This is a genomic window from Pseudomonas parafulva (assembly GCF_000800255.1).
Classification (GTDB): domain Bacteria; phylum Pseudomonadota; class Gammaproteobacteria; order Pseudomonadales; family Pseudomonadaceae; genus Aquipseudomonas; species Aquipseudomonas boreofloridensis.
In genome coordinates, this window is sequence record NZ_CP009747.1 from 2,794,910 (window position 1) to 2,813,739 (window position 18,830).

The window sequence follows — 18,830 nt, forward strand, 5'->3', positions numbered from 1 at the left end:
GGATCGCGGGTTGCCCACGGTCCAGGCGCGCCGGCCCTGACGGTTACTTGCCCGTCCACTCCTTGACGCGCTCTGGGTGCTTGGCGACCCAGTCTTTGGCTGCCGCTTCAGGCTTGGCGCCCTCCTGGATCGCGAGCATGACCTCGCCGATCTCATCCTTGGACTGCCATTGGAATTTCTTGAGGAACTCGGCCACTTCCGGCGCTTTGGTCGCCAACTCCTTGCTACCGATGCTGTTCACGGTTTCCGCAGCGCCAAACACGCCCTTCGGATCTTCCAGGAACTTGAGTTTCCACTTGGCGAACATCCAGTGCGGCACCCAACCGGTCACCACGATCGGCTGCTGCTTGGCCTCGGCACGCCCCAATTCGGAGGTCATCGCCGCGCCAGAACTGGCCGTCAGCTTGTAACCGGTCAGGTCATAATCCTTGATAGCTTGCTCGGTTTTGATCATCACACCGGAACCGGCGTCGATCCCGACGATTTTCTGCTTGAAGCCGGTGTCGGTCTTGAGGTCGGCGATACTGTTGGCTTTGACGTACTCCGGCACGATCAGGCCAATCTTGGCGTCTTTGAAGTTGGGGCCGTAGTCGACGACGTTGTCCTTGTTCTTGGCCCAGTACTCGCCATGGGTGACCGGCAGCCAGGCCGAGAGCATGGCGTCGAGTTTACCGGTGGCCACGCCCTGCCACATGATGCCGGTGGCAACCGCCTGCAACTTCACGTCGTAACCGAGTTTCTGCTTGATCACTTCGGCGGCCACGTTGCTGGTTGCCACACTGTCGGACCAGCCATCCACGTAACCGATGCTGATTTCCTTGGCCATGGCTTGCCCTGCGCCCATGGCGAGCACCAAAGCACCGGCCACACCCAGGAAACGTCGCGTTCTTTTAATTGTCGCCATCGAAAGCATCCCCTCGTCAGGTCTTGGAGATTCCATCATCGACCTGCCGGACCGCGCGACCTGCTCCATCAACGACCTTCACCGAGCGATCAGCGACAGCACTTGGCCATTAACGTCATCGGGCCGAAGTCTTCTGCGCGATCCTTGCATGCCAAATGCTTGGCGCCGGGCTACTATCCACCGCTTACCCCGATCACTCGCGCCAGACGATGGACCGCTCGATGCCCAGCCCACCCCGCATCCCCCTCTCCTACTGCCTCACCTGCCTGATCGCCGTGCTCGGCCTCGGCGTCCTCTGGTACGGGCTTGGCAGGCCGATCCACCTGCCTGATGCGGCCAGTCCCACGCACAAACTGCAATGCGCCTCCTACACCCCGTTCGACAAGGATCAGTCCCCCTTCGACCAACCCTTCCGATTGCGCCCGGCGCGCATGGACGCCGACCTGGCGCTGCTGGCCGAGCGATTCCAGTGCATCCGCACCTATTCCATGAGCGGTTTGGAAGCCATACCGGCCCTGGCGCGCAAGCATGGCTTGAAGGTGATGCTCGGCGCCTGGGTCAACGCCAACCCGGTGGACACCGACAAGGAGCTGGCGCTGCTGGTCGAAGCGGCCAACGCCAACCCGGACGTGGTCAGCGCGGTGATCGTCGGCAACGAGACGCTGCTGCGCAAGGAGGTCACCGGCCAGCGTCTGGCCGAGTTGATCACGCGGGTGAAAAGTCAGGTCAAGGTGCCGGTCACCTACGCCGACGTGTGGGAATTCTGGTTACAGCATCCGCAGGTGGCGCCAGTCGTGGACTTTCTGACCATCCACCTGCTGCCGTACTGGGAGGACGACCCACGCGGCATCGACGACGCCCTGGCCCACGTCGCCGAGGTACGACGCACGTTCGGCGCGCGTTTCGCGCCCAAGGACATCTTCATCGGCGAGACCGGTTGGCCCAGCGAGGGGCGTCAGCGGGAGACGGCCGAGCCCAGTCGGGTCAACGAGGCGCGCTTCGTTCGCGGCTTCGTCGCGCTGGCCGAGGCCAACGGCTGGCACTACAACCTGATCGAAGCCTTCGATCAACCATGGAAGCGCGCCAGCGAGGGCGCCGTGGGCGGCTATTGGGGGCTGTACGACGCCGACCGGCAAGACAAGGGCGTGCTCGAAGGGCCGGTCAGCAACCTGCCGCTGTGGCCGCAGTGGTGGTTGGCCAGTACCGCACTGGCGGTGCTGATCCTGACCCTAGCCGGTCGCCCGGCACAGACCCGTGCGGCATGGCTGCTGCCGCTGCTGGCCGCCACCGGTGCCGGCTGCCTGGGCCTGTGGGGCGAGCTGGCGCGGACCAACGCGCGCTTTGCCGGAGAGTGGCTCTGGGTGCTGCTGCTGGCGGGGTTGAATGGGCTGGTGCTCTGCCACGGCGCGCTGGCCCTGGCGCAGCGCGACGGCTGGCGTCAGCGTCTGTTCGTCTGGCTCGAGGCGCGTGCCGGTGGGTGGCTGTTGGCGGCCGGATTTGCCGCCGCGGTGAGCATGCTGGCGATGGTCTTCGACGCGCGCTATCGCAGTTTTCCCAGTGCGGCCCTGCTGGTGCCAGCTCTGGTGTACCTGCTACGCCCGGTGCCGACGCGACGGGCTGAAGCGGCGCTGCTGGCCTTGATCGTCGGCGCCGGTATTGCGCCGCAGCTCTATCAGGAGGGCCTGTACAACCCTCAGGCGTGGGGCTGGGCAGCCGTCAGCCTGCTGATGACCGCAGCGCTGTGGCGCAGCCTGCGCACGCGATGAACGACGCGCGACCTGGAAGGACTCAGCCAACGATCACCGATTGGCTGACGTCCATGAGCAAGGGCAGCAACTCCTGCCGCACTCGCTCCACCGGCCAGACACTCAACTGCGCAGTGATATTGATGGCCGCCACCACCTGGAAGTGCACGTTGCGAATCGGTGCCGCGATGCCCACCTGACCGACCAGCACCTGTTCCTGGGTCAGCGAGTAACCCTGCTCGGCGGCCTGGCGGATGCATTGCAGCAACGTCGCCTTGTCCGTTTCCGTCTGCCCGGTGAACGCCGTCGGCACCACCTGTTCCAGGCTGGCCTGCACGCGCTCAGGCGGTAGATCGGCGAGCAGCACCCGGCCGGCCGAGGTGCACCAGGCCGGCATGCGCCGGCCCGGCAGCATTTCGGCGAAGGTCTGGTTCGGCCCCGGCACTCGCAGCACATAGACGATGTCGTGCCCCGACAGCACGCTGAGATTGACCGTGAGGTTGCAGCGCTCGCGAATCAACTTCAACGCGGGCAGCGCGCGGCTGACCAACGGCGAAGCGTTCAGGTAAAGAAAGCCCAGCTCCAGCGCCTTGTGAGTGAGGCTGTAGCGGCGCGAAGACTCATCCTTGGCCAGATAGCCCAGCTCGCACCAGGTATGGGTGAAGCGCTGCGCGGCGCTCTTGGTCATGTCGCAAGCCTGAGCCAACTCTGTCAGCCCCAGCGATGACTGCCCTGCCCGGAACGCTTCCAACACACGGATACCTTTGTCCAAGGTCTCGATGAACTGCGGATGCTGCTGGCGGGTAGCGCGGTCATTCATGTCGGGCGGGTTCCGTAAAAGGAGGAGCAGCTTACCCCATATTGACCCGCACTCCAGCGCGGGGTATACCTAGTATCAATAAACGATAATAAGTATTGCATAGCGATACATGGAGCTTAGTATGGATGACCTCACTGATACCGGCCTAGCCACCCGACCGGCCTGGGAGCTGGCGGCCGAAATCCGCGCCGGGCATCTGTCCGCACGTGAACTGACGCAGGCGTGCCTGGCACAACTGGAGCACTACAACCCAACGCTCAATGCACTGGTCACAGTGGATGCGCAAGGCGCACTCGAGCGCGCCGAGGCCGCCGATCAGCGACAGGCCAAGGGCGAAGCGCTCGGCGCGCTGCATGGCTTGCCGGTGGCGCACAAAGACTCGTTCCTCACCGCAGGCATGCGCACCACGTGGGGCTCGAAGGTCTACGCCGAGCATGTCCCCGATCAGGACTCGCTGATCGTGCAGCGCCAGGCCGCCGCCGGCTCGATCCTGCTGGGCAAGAGCAACCTGCCGGAATTCGGCGCAGGCTCGCAGACCTTCAACGAAGTGTTCGGCGCCACGCGAAACCCTTACGCACCGGAGCTGACCTGTGGCGGCAGCAGCGGCGGATCGGCCGTGGCCTTGGCCACGGGCATGGTGGCACTGGCAGACGGCACCGACATGGGCGGTTCTCTGAGAAATCCGGCGAGTTTCTGCAACATCGTCGGTCTGCGCCCGTCCATCGGTCGGGTGCCGAATGTGCCCAACGCCAACAGCTTCGGCCAACTGACCGTGGCCGGACCCATGGGGCGCTGCGTGGCCGATGTCGCGCTGCTGCTCAGCGTGATCGCAGGCCAACACCCGCGCGACCCCCTGTCGCTGCAGTCGCACACCCATCCACTGACGACGCTGGCAGAGCACGATTTCAAAGGCGCGCGCATCGCCTACAGCCCCGACCTGGGCGGGCTGCCAGTCGATCCACAGGTACGCGCCGTCACCGAGGCTGGCGTGCGACGCCTGGACGAGCTGGGCTGCACGGTCGAACTGGCAGAGCCCGACTTCACAGGCGGCGCACGGGCCTTCCAGGTCTTGCGCGCGCTCACCTATGCCGGCGGCTATGCCGACCTTCTGCAGGGCAATCGCCACCTGCTCAAGGACACCGTGATCTGGAACATCGAGCAGGCCAGCACCTTCACGGCCCAGGATGTGATGGACGCCGAAGCAGTCCGTGCACGGCTGTTCCGAGAGCTGCAAGCGCTGCTGGAGCGCTTCGACTTCCTGGTCGCTCCGGTCAGTCAGGTGCTGCCCTTCCCGGTCGAACAGCCTTACGTGACACAGATCGGCGAGCAGCCGATGCAGACCTACATCGACTGGATGAACAGCTGTTCGCTGATCACCCTGACCGGCCACCCGGCCCTGTCGCTGCCCTGCGGCTTCAGTGAGCAGGGCCTGCCGGTGGGGTTGCAGATCGTCGGCCGCTACCGCGACGAGCAGCGATTGCTGGCGTTCGCGCACGCGCTGGAGTCGATCAACCGTCCCTACACCACTCGCCCGCTGGCGCGTTAACCCGCAACGCCGGTACAGCGCGACAGACGCAGAAACCAACACCGGCTTGATTCCTTTTGACAATGCCAACAACAAATCAAAGGTAGCCACGATGTCCAGTTCCAGTACCCCGCGCGCCCAAGCGCAGCCCCGTGCCCGGCAACCCATAAGGGCTGCCGCCGGCTCATTCCTCGGCACCCTCATCGAGTGGTTCGACTTCTATATCTATGCAACGGCCTCGGCGCTGATCTTCAGCCACGTGTTCTTTCCAGGCAGCAGCCAACTGGTCGGTACCTTGTCGTCCTTCGCCACGCTGGCGGTAGGTTTCGTCGCTCGACCGTTAGGCGGCATCATTTTCGGTCACCTGGGTGATCGCTTCGGACGCAAGTACTCGCTGATCCTGACGCTGGTGCTGATGGGCGTCTCGACGGTGGGCATCGGCCTGTTGCCCTCCTATGCGCAGGCGGGCTTCTGGGCACCGGTGCTGCTGGTGGGCCTGCGTATCTTGCAGGGCATTGCCGTGGGGGGCGAATGGGGAGGCGCGGTGCTGCTGGCCAGCGAGCATGCACCGGAGGGCAAGAAGAGCTTCTACGCCTCGTTCGCCCAGTTGGGCAGCCCGGCGGGGCTGGTGCTGTCGCTGATGGTGTTCCGTTTCATCACCGAGATGCCTGAGGCCGACATGTACGCCTGGGGCTGGCGACTGCCGTTCATCGGCAGCATCGTGCTGCTGTTGCTGGCGTTCGTGATCCGCCGCGGCGTGCATGAGTCACCTGAGTTCGAGGCGCTGGCCCAGCAGGGCCAACCGGCGCAATCGCCGGTCAAGACCGTGGTCCGTGATGCCTGGCCATTGATCCTGCTGGTAATGGGTGCCTGCACCATCGGTATCTCGTCGGCCTACTTTACCAATACCTTCATGATCGCCTACGCCACCCAATACATGGGCATCAAGAGCTCGGTGATCCTCGAATGCCTGTCGGTGGTCGCACTCGTGCAGCTGATCAACCAGCCAATCGCCGCCTGGCTCGCGGACAAAGTGGGTGCAGGTCGCTTCCTGCTGGTGACCTCGGGCATCAGCATACTGGTGCCGTACGTCATGTTCAGCCTCGTCTCCACCGGACAAGGAACGATGATCATCCTCGGCATCGCGCTGGCCAAGGTGTTTTCCTCGGCGTTCTATGCCGTGATCGCCGGCTACATCACCGATGTGTTCCCAGTCGCCCAGCGCTATTCGGGCATTTCGTTGGCCTACCAAGCCTGTGGCGCGCTGATCGGCGGGACCACGCCGATGGTCGGCACCCTGATTGCCGGGCAGGCGGCAGGCCAATGGTGGCCCCTGGCGGTGTTCTACTCGGCGCTGGCGCTGACGTCGTTCCTCTGTGTAGGGGCACTGACACGTCGGCGCAGCGTGCTCGCTCCTGCCGCCGCCTGAGGCGGCGCAAGCTGTTCCCTCAGCCGGCGCGATTTCGCGTGCCGGCATCGCGCACCAGGCGCAGCCCAGCCAGCACCACGGCGAACACGGCCAGGCTGGCCGTGTACAGCACCAAGGCCGACAGCCCGGCCAGCAGCGCCAGCACGGCCAACCACCAGCCTGCGCGCCCGCGCAATACCTGGCTGAGCAGCGCCAGCCCCAGCCCCAGCCAGCCGATCCACTGGAAGTGAATCCACAACCCCAGCATCGAGCGCACCTGGCATTGCCAGTGCGCGGCCGGCACGCTGCACAGGCCCACCCACTGGCTGTCCTCCATCAAGCCGTAGCGCACGCCGTAGCTGGCCGCCAGCCATAACGGCAGCAGCAGCAACAGGGCAATCACAGGCAGCGAACGACTCATGCAAAGCTCCGGGAAAAATGTCATCGGCGCTCAGGATAATCCCCCAGCACCACGGCGCAAGATGCAATACCCTCACCTGCTCAGGATCACAATGACGACCATTGCCGCGCCAGCCACTTTCACGGCAACATCAGCCACCATAAACGATCGCGCGCCAAGCAACTTTGCCATCATCCTGATGGTCCTAGCTCCACACTGCCTTTGCCGTCTCCTGGGGGACTCTCCATGCTTCGACCGTTGCGCCTCGTCGCCCTGCTGTGCGGCCTGCTCCTGGCTGCGGCTGCTTCCGCGCGGGACATAGATCCGGCCACCTACGGCTATCCGCTGACCAACCCGTTCGAAGCGACCATCGCCACGACACCGCCGGACCAACGTCCGACGCTGCCAAGCGATGACGACATCGACCAATCCGACTACAGCCTGACGCTGCGCCCTGAGCGCGAATTCACGCTGCCGGACAACTTCTGGCCGGTGAAGAAGCTGCGCTACCGCCTGGCGCGTCAGGATCACAAGGCGCCGCTGGTGTTCATCATCGCAGGCACCGGCGCGCCCTACAGCAGCACCATCAACGAATACCTCAAGAAACTGTTCTACCAGGACGGCTACCACGTGGTGCAGTTGTCCTCGCCGACCAGCTGGGACTTCATGAGCGCCGCCTCGCGCTTCGCCACCCCCGGCGTCAGCCGCGAGGATGCCGAAGACTTGTACCGGGTCATGCAGGCCGTGCGCGCCCAACATCCGCGCCTGCCGATCAGCGACTTCTACCTCACCGGCTACAGCCTCGGTGCGCTGGACGCTGCGTTCGTCAGCCACCTAGACGAGACCCGTCGCAGCTTCAATTTCAAGCGCGTGCTGCTGCTCAACCCGCCGGTGAACCTGTATACCTCGATCAACAACCTCGACAAGATGGTGCAGACTCAGGTCAAAGGCATCGACCGCAGCACCACCTTCTATGAACTGATGCTGGAAAAGCTCACCCGCTACTTCCAGGACAAGGGCTTCGTCGACCTCAATGACGCCCTGCTGTACGACTTCCAGCAGTCGCGCGAGCACCTGTCCAACGAACAGATGGCCATGCTGATCGGTACTTCGTTCCGCTTTTCCGCCGCCGACATCGCCTTCACCTCAGACCTGATCAACCGCCGCGGCCTGATCATTCCTCCGAAGTTTCCAATCACCGAAAGCACCAGCCTGACGCCGTTCTTCAAGCGCGCCTTGCAGTGCGACTTCGATTGCTACCTGACCGAACAGGTCATTCCCATGTGGCGAGCGCGCACTGACGGCAACAACCTGCTGCAATTGATCGACCAAGTCAGCCTCTACGCCCTGACCGACTATCTGCGCGATAGCCCCAAGATCGCCGTGATGCACAACGCCGACGACGTCATTCTCGGCCCCGGCGACATCGGTTTCCTGCGCAAGGTGTTCGGCGATCGCCTGACCCTCTACCCACACGGCGGCCATTGCGGCAACCTCAACTACCGTGTCAACGCCAAAGACATGCTGGAGTTCTTCCGTGGCTGACAGACTCGTACTTGCCCTCGCCCTGCTCATCAGCACCAGCGCCCTGGCGGCTGAAACCGCCCCGCGCACCAGCGTCATCGAGGCTGACGTGACGGCCGCCCCGACCGTGGAGTCGGACGGCTTCCTCGACCCGATGCGCGAGCTGAAATTCAACCCTGGCCTCGATCAGCGCGAATTCGAGCGCTCCACCTTGGCCGCGCTCAACGTCTACGACCCACTGGAGTCGATGAACCGGCGCATCTATCACTTCAACTACCGCTTCGACCAATGGGTGTTCATTCCAGCCGTCGACGGCTACCGCTACGTGACGCCGCAGTTCGTACGTACCGGCGTAAGCAACTTCTTCAACAACCTGGGCGATGTACCGAACCTGTTCAACAGCCTGCTGCAACTCAAGGGCAAGCGCTCGGCGGAAATCACTGCGCGGCTAATGTTCAACACCTTGATCGGTGTGGGCGGGCTGTGGGATCCGGCGACCAAGATGGGGCTGCCGCGCCAGAGCGAGGACTTCGGCCAGACCCTGGGCTTCTACGGCGTCCCTGAAGGGCCGTACCTCATGCTGCCGATCTTCGGGCCTTCGAACCTGCGCGATACCACGGGCCTGGTGGTGGATTACGTGGGAGAGCGTGAGGCGAATTTCCTCGACGTGGCCGAAACCAGCAGCGATCACCCGGAAATCACTTTGCTCAAAGCGATCGACCGACGCTACTCCACCAACTTCCGTTATGGACAGACCAACTCGCCGTTCGAGTACGAGAAGGTCCGCTACGTCTATACCCAGGCACGCAAGCTGCAAATTGCCGAGTAGATCGGCTGCCGCCTACCAGCGACCCACCCCCGCTTACCACAGGGGTGGCGTCGCTCTCCAAGATTCGACCCGCTCCCCCCTCAGCCCGGCAAACCCAGAAACTGCGACAGCTCACGCCGCTTGGCCAAGGCATCGCTGCGTCCAAGCTCGATCAATTCACTGCAATAGCTGGCCTCGAACAACAGGTAGCTGAGCACCCCGGCGCCACTGGTTTTGGTCGCCCCTGGTCCGCGCAGGAACAGGCGCAATGCGGCAGGCAGTTCCCGTCGGTGACGTGCGGCTATCTCGTCCAGCGGTTGGCTGGGCGCCACTACCAATACCTCGATGGGCGCCAGCCCCAGACGCCGGCCCTCCACATGGCTCGGTATCAGATGGCTCAGGTGATTGAGTCGCTGCAGCAGCTCGATGTCGTCTTCCAGACTATCGATGAAGGTGCTGTTGAGCAGGTGCGCGCCAATTTGCGCCAGGCTCGGCTGTCGACCACTGAACACCCGCGCGCGCTGCACCGGCGACACCGGGCGCTGAGGGTTACCGCTGACGCCCACCACCAGGACGCGGCTGGCCCCCAGATGCAGCGCCGGGCTGATCGGCGCCGACTGACGAACAGCGCCATCCCCGTAGTACTCGTCGCCCAGGCGCACCGGCGCGAACAGTAACGGGATCGCCGAACTGGCCAGCAGGTGCTCGACGCTCAGGGCCGTGGGCACGCCAATACGCCGATGCCGCAGCCACGGCTCGATCGCGCCACGGCCCTGGTAAAAGGTCACCGCCTGGCCCGACTGGTAACCGAAGGCGGTAATCGCTACTGCACGCAATTGCTCGCTGTCGAGGGCGCGACCGATACCGTCCAGATCCAGATGCGCGCGCAGCAGCGTACGCAGGGGACTGCTGTCGAGCAGCGCCACGGGGCTTTGCCGGCCGAGGCCGAGCAGGCCGTGGCCAATGAAGCGACTGGCCTGGCGGATGACCCCGGGCCAGTCGCTGCGCAGCACCAGGTGACTGCGAAAATGTTGCCAGAAGCGGGTCAGGCGCTGCACCGAATCGCCGAAATGCGTGGCCCCGCTGGCCAAGGTCACAGCGTTGATAGCCCCGGCCGAGGTGCCGACGATGACCGGGAAGGGATTGGCCGCACCCACCGGCAGCAGTTCGGCGATACCGGCCAGCACGCCGACCTGATAAGCGGCGCGGGCGCCGCCGCCTGAAAGGATCAGCCCGGTGACGGGAGGTGCGGCCATGGATACCTTCCTGGTTATCGGGAGTCAGCGTTTCTTTTTCTCGTACAAGCGCGGGGCGCCTTCGGGACGCGACTTGAAGCGCCGATGGGCCCACAAGTACTGCTGCGGGCATTCACGTAACACAGACTCGACCCACTGGTTGATGCGCAGGCAGTCGGCCTCTTCGGTCTCGCCTGGGAAGTCCTCCAGCGGCGGATGCACCACCAACCGATAGCCGCTGCCATCTTCCAGGCGTTTCTGAGTGAAGGGGATCACCCGTGCCTTGCCCAGCCGGGCGAACTTGGTGGTGGCGGTAACGGTGGCAGCGGGGATGCCGAACAGCGGCACGAACAGGCTTTGCTTGGTGCCGTAGTCCTGGTCCGGCGCATACCAGATCGCCCGCCCACTGCGCAGCAGCTTGAGCATGCCGCGTACGTCTTCGCGCTCGACCGCCAGGGAATCGAGGTTGTGCCGCTCGCGACCGCTGCGCTGGATGAAGTCGAACACCGGGTTGCCGTGCTCGCGGTACATGCCATCGATGGTGTGGGCCTGGCCCAGCAGCGCCGCGCCGATCTCAAGCGTGGTGAAGTGCACCGCCATGAGGATGGCGCCCTGCCCGTCCTGCTGGGCCGCCTGCAGATGCTCGAGCCCTTCGATGTGGGCCAGCCGCGCCAGTCTTTCTTTGGGCCACCACCAGCTCATGGCCATCTCGAAGAAGGCGATGCCCGTGGAAGCGAAATTGTCTTTCAACAGCTGGCGCCGTTCGTCGCTGGACAGCTCTGGAAAGCACAGCTCCAAATTGCGCGCCGCAATGCGCCGGCGCTCGCCGGCCACGCGATACATCAGCGCGCCCAACAGGCTGCCCAGCCCCAGCAGGGCTCGATATGGCAACTGCACCACCAGCCACAGCAGGCCAAGGCCCAACCACAGGGCCCAGAAACGTGGGTGAAGGAAATAGGGACGAAACCGCGGACGATCCATTGAAGCTTCCGGTAAGACAAAGGCCCGGCATTCTACAACCTTTGGCCGCAGGTTGCGGCCAATCGGTCTTATCGCTATAAGTCAGGGCACTTTTTCCGTTACAAGTCGTCTATGCAGACCATGAGCCTCAACCAGACACCCGACTCCGCCAACGTGTTCCAGCTCAAGGGCAGCATGCTCGCCATCACAGTGCTGGAACTGGCGCGCAACGACCTCCAGGCCCTCGACCGCCAATTGGCGGCGAAGGTCGCGCAGGCCCCCAATTTCTTCAGCAACACACCGCTGGTCCTGGCGCTGGACAAGCTGCCAGCCGACGAAGGCGCGATCGATCTGCCCGGACTGATGCGCATCTGCCGTCACCACGGCCTGCGCACCTTGGCCATTCGTGCCAGCCGCATCGAGGATATCGCCGCCGCGATTGCCATCGACCTGCCGGTGCTGCCGCCCTCCGGGGCCCGTGAACGGCCATTGGAGCCGGAACCGGAAGTGAAGAAGCCAGAGCCCGCTCCCGCGCCGCCGCCTGCCGAACCGGAGGTGCGCCCCACGCGCATCATTACCAGCCCAGTGCGCGGTGGACAGCAGATCTACGCACAGGGCGGCGATCTGGTGGTGACCGCTTCGGTCAGCCCGGGTGCGGAACTTCTCGCCGATGGCAACATCCATGTCTACGGCGCCATGCGTGGCCGCGCATTGGCCGGTATCAAAGGTAATACCCGCGCCAGGATCTTCTGCCAGCAGATGACCGCCGAAATGGTCTCCATCGCCGGTCAATACAAGGTCTGCGAGGACCTGCGCCGCGATCCGCTGTGGGGTTCGGGCGTGCAGGTGAGCCTGGTCGGCGACGTGTTGAACATCACCCGTCTTTAACGGATACTGCCGCCATTTTAAGCGCAACTTTTCCCGTTGCCTTTTTTGCATTTGCTGGGACTTAGGGTCCCATTTATTTAGGGGTGAAACACCTTGGCCAAGATTCTCGTGGTTACTTCCGGCAAAGGGGGTGTGGGCAAGACCACCACCAGCGCCGCCATCGGTACCGGCCTCGCACTGCGTGGCCACAAGACGGTGATCGTCGACTTCGACGTCGGTCTGCGTAACCTCGACCTGATCATGGGCTGTGAGCGCCGCGTGGTGTATGACTTCGTCAACGTGGTCAACGGCGAAGCCAACCTGCAGCAGGCCCTGATCAAGGATAAACGCCTGGAGAACCTGTACGTGCTGGCCGCCAGCCAGACCCGTGACAAGGACGCGCTCACCCAGGAAGGCGTGGAAAAAGTCCTGATGGAGCTCAAGGAGCAGTTCGAGTACGTGATCTGCGACTCCCCGGCCGGTATCGAGAAAGGCGCACACCTGGCGATGTACTTCGCCGACGAGGCCATCGTCGTGACCAACCCCGAGGTTTCCTCGGTCCGTGACTCGGACCGCATGCTGGGCATCCTGTCGAGCAAGTCGCGCCGATCCGAGAACGGTGAAGAGCCGATCAAGGAACACCTGCTGATCACCCGCTACCACCCCGAGCGCGTGGTCAAGGGCGAGATGCTGAGCGTGGCCGACGTCGAAGAGATCCTGTCGATCAAGCTCAAGGGCGTGATTCCCGAATCCCAGGCGGTGCTCAAGGCCTCCAACCAGGGCATCCCGGTCATCCTCGACGACCAGAGCGATGCCGGTCAGGCCTACAGCGACGCCGTCGACCGCCTGCTGGGCAAAGAGAAGCCGATGCGCTTCATCGACGTACAGAAGAAGGGATTCTTCGAGCGCATTTTCGGGAGCAAATAAACCATGAACCTTTTTGACTTCTTTCGTGGCAGACAGAAACAGAGCAGCGCGTCGGTAGCGAAAGAGCGTCTACAGATCATCGTGGCGCATGAGCGCGGCCAACGCAGTGAACCGGACTACCTGCCGGCGCTGCAGAAGGAACTGCTGGAAGTGATCCGCAAGTATGTGAACATCGGCAACGACGATGTGCACATCGAGTTGGAGAACCAGGGCAGTTGCTCGATCCTCGAGCTGAACATTACCCTGCCGGATCGCTGATCCGGTCTAGCACATCGGGGCTGCGTTGCAGCCCATCGCGGGAGGGGTCCGCGCCTTTGGCCAGAGCATCGGCAGGGGCGAAGGCATTGCGCGATGGGCCGCACGCAGCCCCGCTGCTTTGTACAGAGACCCCGCAATGCCGCTGTCGAACATCCACATCCTGCATCAGGATGCTTCCATTCTGGTGATCAACAAACCGACCCTGCTGCTGTCGGTGCCAGGTCGCGCCGAAGACAACAAGGACTGCCTGATCACCCGCCTCCAGGAAAACGGCTATCCCGAGGCGCTGATCGTCCATCGCCTGGACTGGGAAACCTCCGGCATCATCCTGCTGGCCCGTGATGCGGACAGCCACCGCGAGCTGTCGCGCCAGTTCCATGACCGCGAAACCGAAAAAGCCTACACCGCACTGTGCTGGGGTCAACCGGCCTTGGACAGCGGCAGCATCGACCTGCCGCTGCGTTACGATCCGCCGACCAAGCCACGTCACGTGGTCGATCATGAACAGGGCAAGCATGCCCTGACGTTCTGGCGCGTGCTGGAACGCCACGCCGACCACTGCCGCGTGGAGCTGACGCCGATCACGGGCCGCTCGCACCAATTGCGGGTGCACATGCTTTCCATCGGCCATCCGTTGCTGGGCGATCGCCTGTACGCCAATCCCGAGGCCCTGGCCGCTCACGACCGCCTGTGCCTGCACGCCTCGATGCTCAGCTTCACCCATCCGGTGTCCGGCCAGCGGTTGAAGTTCGAGTGCCCCGCGCCGTTCTGAGCGGCCCGTGGCGGGCGGCAAGCGTCAAGAAAAAATGCCGGCACCTCGGCAGACCGCTTGCCCCGCCGACCGTCTTTGCTTGAAGCTTGCAGCTTGCCGCTTGAAGCTCGAATTTGGAGTGAGTTATGCGTGAAGCACTGAACACCGGCCTGATCGACTTTCTCAAGGCCTCCCCTACGCCCTTCCACGCCACCGCCAGCCTGGCCAAGCGCCTTGACGCCGCGGGCTATCAGCGCCTGGACGAGCGTGACAGTTGGGACACGGTGCCGGGCGGGCGCTATTACGTGACCCGCAACGACTCCTCGATCATCGCCGTGCGCCGGGGCAAGCACTCACCGCTGATCGGCGGCATGCGCCTGGTCGGCGCGCACACCGACAGCCCGTGCCTGCGGGTCAAGCCGCAGCCGGAGCTGCAGCGCCACGGGTTCCTGCAATTGGGCGTGGAAGTCTATGGCGGCGCCCTGCTCGCGCCCTGGTTCGACCGCGACCTGTCGCTGGCCGGCCGGGTCACCTTCCGCCGCGACGGCCGGGTGGAGAGCCAACTGGTGGACTTCAAGCTGCCGATCGCCATCATTCCCAACCTGGCCATCCACCTCAACCGGGGGGCCAATGACGGCTGGGCGATCAATGCGCAGAACGAACTCCCGCCGATCCTGGCCCAGGTGGCCGGCGACGAGCGTGTCGATTTCCGCGCTCTGCTCACCGAACAACTGGCCCGTGAGCATGGCCTGATCGCCGATGTGGTGCTCGATTACGAGCTGAGCTTCTACGACACCCAAGACGCGGCAGTCATCGGGCTGCACGGCGACTTCATCGCCGGCGCCCGCCTGGATAACCTGCTGTCGTGCTACGCCGGCCTGCAGGCGCTGCTCGAAGCCGACAGCGACGAAACCTGCGTGCTGGTGTGCACCGACCACGAGGAAATCGGTTCCTGCTCGGCCTGCGGTGCCGACGGACCGATGCTCGAGCAGACCCTGCAGCGCCTGCTGCCGGACGGCGACGAGTACGTGCGCAGCATCCAGCGCTCGCTGCTGGTGTCGGCCGACAACGCCCATGGCGTGCACCCGAACTATGCCGACAAGCACGACGGCAACCATGGCCCCAAGCTCAACGCCGGCCCGGTGATCAAGGTCAACAGCAACCAGCGCTACGCCACCAACAGCGAGACCGCCGGTTTCTTCCGCCACCTGTGCATGGCCGAGGAAGTGCCCGTACAGAGCTTCGTGGTGCGCAGCGACATGGGCTGCGGCTCGACCATCGGTCCCATCACCGCCAGCCATCTGGGCGTGCGCACCGTCGACATCGGCCTGCCGACCTTCGCCATGCATTCGATCCGCGAACTGTGCGGTAGCCAGGACCTGGCGCATCTGGTCAAAGTGCTGACGGCGTTCTACCGCAGCCGGGAACTGCCCTGATCGCCGACACGCGGCCAGGCAGGGTGTAGTATCGGGCTCTGGGAGCGGGCATGCCGGTGAAGGCAAACACCGCTCCCGGCTCGATTACCGACACTTCCAGACAGAAGGATTCTGTTCATGTCGCCTTTCCTTTCTTTGTTCCTGCCCGTCTTCCTGTTCCTGTTGCTGCTGACCGTGGGTTTCAGCCTGCGCCAGCGCAACATCGGCGTGGTGATGATGTGGATCGGCACGCTGGGCATCTTTGCCGTCACCTGCTGGACGATCCTGGAGAAACTCCCGGCATAAACCTCTACACTCGGCCCATCGTTTGACCTGAGGTAGATTTCCCGGTGCCAGCCTTTCTGCGTTGCCTTGCCCTGCTGCTGTTGATCGTCGTCGTCCCGGTACAGGCCGCAGGCCTGCCCGGCCTGCTGAGCTCCAGCACGCCCGCGCAGCCCCAAGCCACCGAGCCGTTGAGCAAGTCGCTCGACGAGGTGATCAAGAACCTCGAAAACGACCAGCAGCGCACCAAGCTGCTGGCCGATCTGAAAAAGCTGCGCGACGCCAGCAAACAGACGCAACCGAGCGTCGAGCAGGGCGTGCTGGGCCTGATCGGCGGGGCGCTGCACGACTTCGAGCAGCAGTTCAGCGGCGACGCCAGTCCCTTCGTGCGCTGGTCGCAGGAACTGGAGCAAGCCAAGGTCGAATTGGCCGATCTGGTGGTGCCGGTGCACCAGTGGCCCGCCATTCTCTTCGGCTTCGCGGCGGTCATCGCCGTGTGGAGCCTGCTGGCCTATGCATTCAACTGGATCGGCCACCGCGTGCGCATCCGTTTCGGCCTGACCGAAGAACTGCCCCAGCATCCGCGCACCTGGGACCTGGTGCGCTTTGCCCTGCGCAAACTCGGCCCCTGGCTGGTGGCGCTGATCTTCACGGTGTACCTGAGCTTCGCCCTGCCGCCTTCGCTGGGCAAATCCCTGGCCATGGTACTGGCCTACGCGCTGGTGATCGGCACCTGTTTCTCGGCCATCTGTGTCATCGCCTTCTCGTTGCTCGACGGCCCGCATCGCCACCGCGCCCTGCATATCCTGCGTCATCAGGCGTTCCGCCCACTGTGGCTGATCGGCAGCTTCGCCGCCTTCGGCGAGGCCATGAGCGATCCGCGCCTGACCGCCGCCCTGGGCACTCACCTGGCTCACGCCATTGCCACGGTGACCAACGTCCTGGCCGCGCTGTGCACCGGGTTGTTCATCCTGCGCTTCCGCCGCCCCATCGCCCACCTGATCCGCAACCAGCCGCTATCGCGGCGCCTGACCCGCCGTACCCTGAGCGACACCATCGAGCTGCTGGGCAGTTTCTGGTTCGTTCCGGCGCTGATTCTGGTGGCCATTTCGTTGTTCGCCACCTTCGTCTCCGCCGGCGACACCAGCACCGCCCTGCGCCAGTCGCTGATGTGCACGGTGCTGGTGGTGGTGTGCATGGTGCTCAACGGCCTGGTGCGCCGCCATGCCGCCAAACCGCAGAACGTCCACAAGCGCCAGGCGGTGTATGCCGAGCGCCTGAAGAACTTCGGCTACGCGTTGGCGCACCTGTTCATCTGGCTGCTGTTCATCGAGCTGGGCTTGCGCGTGTGGGGCTTGTCGATGATCAGCTTCGCCGAGGGTGACGGCCATGACGTCAGCGTGCGCCTGATGGGCCTGGCCGGTACCTTGATCGCCGCCTGGCTGGTATGGATCCTGGCCGATACCGCGGTGCACCACGCCCTCATCCGCTCGCGCCGCGGCTTGGCCAACGCCCGCGCGCAAACCATGATGCCGCTGATTCGCAACGTGCTGTTCGTGGCCATTTTCATCATCGCGCTGATCGTCGCGCTGGCCAACATGGGCATGAACGTCACGCCACTGCTGGCCGGTGCCGGTGTCATCGGCCTGGCCATCGGTTTCGGTGCCCAGTCGCTGGTGGCGGACTTGATCACCGGCTTGTTCATCATCATCGAAGACAGCCTGGCCATCGACGACTACGTGGATGTCGGGGGTCACCTGGGCACCGTCGAAGGCCTGACCATCCGCACCGTGCGCCTGCGCGACATCGACGGCATCGTGCACACCATCCCGTTCAGTGAAATCAAGAGCATCAAGAACTACTCGCGCGAGTTCGGCTACGCGATCTTCCGCGTGGCCATTCCGCACAGCATGAACATCGACCAGGCCATCACGCTGATCCGCGAAGTCGGCCAGAAGCTGCGCAGCGATCCGCTGATGCGCCGCAACATCTGGTCGCCGCTGGAGCTGCAAGGCGTGGAGAGCTTCGAGTCCGGCTCGGCGGTCCTGCGTGCACGCTTCAAGACCGCGCCGATCAAACAGTGGGAGGTGTCGCGGGCGTTCAACCTGGCGCTCAAGCGCCAACTCGACGAGGCCGGACTGGACCTGGCAACGCCGCGGCTGTCGGTGCAGGTGGTGACGGCGGGCGGCGGGGCGATGGCTGAGGCGGGTGCCGGAGCCTCCAGCTAGGCCGGATCATCCGGCCTCGGCGCGAATACGGATCGCGTCATGCCGCCAGTACTCCAGGTCACAGTCGATCAGGTGCCCATGCTGATCGCTGTTGACCCGGGTGATGTGCAAACCAGGACTTCCCGTGGATACCCGCAGCGCCGCGGCGGCCTCCGGCGGCAGTGCGGTCGGCAGTATTTCGAAGCACACCTGGCCGTAACGAATGCCGTAGTCGCGGGCGTAGATATCGGTGAGCGACTGCCCCAGGTCACGTTCGAGTATTCCGGGGAAGTGATGCGGATTCAGGTAGTGCTCGGCGTAGAGCACGCCCCGACCGTCGATGCGCCGCAAGCGACAGATGCGCACCACGCTTGACAGCGCTGGCAGACGCAAGCGCGCGCAGATGCTGGCCGACGCCGGCTGCAGACGCGCCGAGAGCAGCTCGGTGCCCGGAGCCCGTCCCTGCTGCAACACCATGGCATGGAAATGGCTGCGCTCGATCAGGTCGTAGGTCAGGCGCTCGGGCGCGACGAACCAGCCGCGGCGCTCCTCGCGATAAATCAATCCCTGAGCTTCGAGTTGCACCAGCGCCTCGCGCAAGGTGATGCGGGTGGTGGCGAATACATCGCTGAGCTTGCGCTCGGCCGGCAGCTTGCCACCCGGCACAAGCAGGCCATGCTCGATTTGCTCCTGCAAGGCATGGCAGATAGCTGTTACCGCCCGCGCGGGGGTCGACTGCATCGAAAGTTACCTATCTGGACTAGACCAGCCCCAACAAAGGGCAGGTGGGCGTT

Annotated in this window: 18 protein-coding genes; 12 read left to right on the top strand and 6 right to left on the bottom strand. The window is 64.1% G+C overall.

The window, feature by feature from the left end; all coding sequences use genetic code 11:
* Positions 1-43 precede the first annotated feature (43 nt).
* Positions 44-904 (bottom strand): glycine betaine ABC transporter substrate-binding protein, encoded by an 861-nt coding sequence (locus NJ69_RS11920; RefSeq protein ID WP_039579309.1) that lies wholly within the window; start codon positions 902-904, stop codon positions 44-46.
* Between the two features lie 209 nt (positions 905-1,113).
* Between NJ69_RS11920 and NJ69_RS11925 the strand changes: the two genes are divergently transcribed.
* Entirely contained in the window at positions 1,114-2,670 is a 1,557-nt protein-coding gene (locus tag NJ69_RS11925; protein ID WP_039579312.1) for a beta-1,6-glucan synthase, read from the top strand.
* A 22-nt stretch (positions 2,671-2,692) separates the two neighbouring features.
* Here NJ69_RS11925 and NJ69_RS11930 read toward each other — a convergent pair whose 3' ends face one another.
* Positions 2,693-3,469 carry an IclR family transcriptional regulator gene (locus NJ69_RS11930; RefSeq protein ID WP_039579314.1) on the bottom strand — a complete coding sequence of 259 codons (777 nt, stop codon included), beginning with the start codon at positions 3,467-3,469 and terminating at the stop codon, positions 2,693-2,695.
* A gap of 121 nt (positions 3,470-3,590) precedes the next feature.
* On the opposite strand from NJ69_RS11930, the gene NJ69_RS11935 reads away from it, so the two are divergent.
* Positions 3,591-5,015, top strand: a complete 1,425-nt coding sequence (locus NJ69_RS11935; protein WP_039579317.1) for an amidase — start codon at positions 3,591-3,593, stop codon at positions 5,013-5,015.
* Positions 5,016-5,106: 91 nt separating this feature from the next.
* Positions 5,107-6,423, top strand: coding sequence for an MFS transporter (locus tag NJ69_RS11940; RefSeq protein WP_039579319.1), 1,317 nt, complete (start codon positions 5,107-5,109; stop codon positions 6,421-6,423).
* Positions 6,424-6,442: 19 nt separating this feature from the next.
* On the opposite strand, the gene NJ69_RS11945 is transcribed toward NJ69_RS11940, so the two are convergent.
* Positions 6,443-6,823 (bottom strand): hypothetical protein, encoded by a 381-nt coding sequence (locus NJ69_RS11945; protein WP_039579322.1) that lies wholly within the window; start codon positions 6,821-6,823, stop codon positions 6,443-6,445.
* Positions 6,824-7,048: 225 nt separating this feature from the next.
* Between NJ69_RS11945 and NJ69_RS11950 the strand changes: the two genes are divergently transcribed.
* Both NJ69_RS11950 and NJ69_RS11955 read left to right on the top strand, forming a co-directional pair.
* Positions 7,049-8,347 carry a serine/threonine protein kinase gene (locus tag NJ69_RS11950; protein ID WP_029611965.1) on the top strand — a complete coding sequence of 433 codons (1,299 nt, stop codon included), beginning with the start codon at positions 7,049-7,051 and terminating at the stop codon, positions 8,345-8,347.
* On the top strand, positions 8,340-9,155 hold the full coding sequence (locus NJ69_RS11955; RefSeq protein WP_029611966.1) for an MlaA family lipoprotein: 816 nt from the start codon (positions 8,340-8,342) through the stop codon (positions 9,153-9,155). The genes NJ69_RS11950 and NJ69_RS11955 overlap by 8 nt, the downstream gene beginning before the upstream one ends.
* 80 nt (positions 9,156-9,235) lie before the next feature.
* On the opposite strand, the gene NJ69_RS11960 is transcribed toward NJ69_RS11955, so the two are convergent.
* Together NJ69_RS11960 and NJ69_RS11965 are read right to left on the bottom strand one after the other, a co-directional pair.
* Positions 9,236-10,390 carry a patatin-like phospholipase family protein gene (locus tag NJ69_RS11960; RefSeq protein ID WP_029611967.1) on the bottom strand — a complete coding sequence of 385 codons (1,155 nt, stop codon included), beginning with the start codon at positions 10,388-10,390 and terminating at the stop codon, positions 9,236-9,238.
* Positions 10,391-10,414: 24 nt separating this feature from the next.
* Positions 10,415-11,350 carry a lipid A biosynthesis lauroyl acyltransferase gene (locus tag NJ69_RS11965; protein ID WP_039579325.1) on the bottom strand — a complete coding sequence of 312 codons (936 nt, stop codon included), beginning with the start codon at positions 11,348-11,350 and terminating at the stop codon, positions 10,415-10,417.
* 111 nt (positions 11,351-11,461) lie between these two features.
* On the opposite strand from NJ69_RS11965, the gene minC reads away from it, so the two are divergent.
* From minC to NJ69_RS11995, 7 genes are all read left to right on the top strand, one after another.
* Positions 11,462-12,217, top strand: a complete 756-nt coding sequence (minC, locus tag NJ69_RS11970; protein WP_029611969.1) for a septum site-determining protein MinC — start codon at positions 11,462-11,464, stop codon at positions 12,215-12,217.
* 93 nt (positions 12,218-12,310) lie between these two features.
* Complete coding sequence (minD, locus tag NJ69_RS11975) at positions 12,311-13,123, top strand: septum site-determining protein MinD (RefSeq protein WP_028634667.1); 813 nt, start codon at positions 12,311-12,313, stop codon at positions 13,121-13,123.
* 3 nt (positions 13,124-13,126) lie between these two features.
* The gene (gene minE, locus NJ69_RS11980; protein ID WP_021782476.1) at positions 13,127-13,381 is read left to right on the top strand and encodes a cell division topological specificity factor MinE; all 255 of its coding nucleotides are present in this window, start codon (positions 13,127-13,129) and stop codon (positions 13,379-13,381) included.
* 136 nt (positions 13,382-13,517) lie between these two features.
* The gene (locus NJ69_RS11985) at positions 13,518-14,153 is read left to right on the top strand and encodes an RluA family pseudouridine synthase (RefSeq protein WP_039579331.1); all 636 of its coding nucleotides are present in this window, start codon (positions 13,518-13,520) and stop codon (positions 14,151-14,153) included.
* A gap of 125 nt (positions 14,154-14,278) precedes the next feature.
* The gene (locus tag NJ69_RS11990; RefSeq protein WP_039579334.1) at positions 14,279-15,568 is read left to right on the top strand and encodes a M18 family aminopeptidase; all 1,290 of its coding nucleotides are present in this window, start codon (positions 14,279-14,281) and stop codon (positions 15,566-15,568) included.
* 117 nt (positions 15,569-15,685) lie between these two features.
* The gene (locus NJ69_RS22765) at positions 15,686-15,853 is read left to right on the top strand and encodes a hypothetical protein (protein WP_162889552.1); all 168 of its coding nucleotides are present in this window, start codon (positions 15,686-15,688) and stop codon (positions 15,851-15,853) included.
* A 44-nt stretch (positions 15,854-15,897) separates the two neighbouring features.
* Positions 15,898-18,057 (top strand): mechanosensitive ion channel family protein, encoded by a 2,160-nt coding sequence (locus NJ69_RS11995; protein ID WP_039579336.1) that lies wholly within the window; start codon positions 15,898-15,900, stop codon positions 18,055-18,057.
* Positions 18,058-18,063: 6 nt separating this feature from the next.
* On the opposite strand, the gene NJ69_RS12000 is transcribed toward NJ69_RS11995, so the two are convergent.
* The gene (locus NJ69_RS12000) at positions 18,064-18,777 is read right to left on the bottom strand and encodes a UTRA domain-containing protein (protein ID WP_039579339.1); all 714 of its coding nucleotides are present in this window, start codon (positions 18,775-18,777) and stop codon (positions 18,064-18,066) included.
* Positions 18,778-18,830 lie beyond the last annotated feature (53 nt).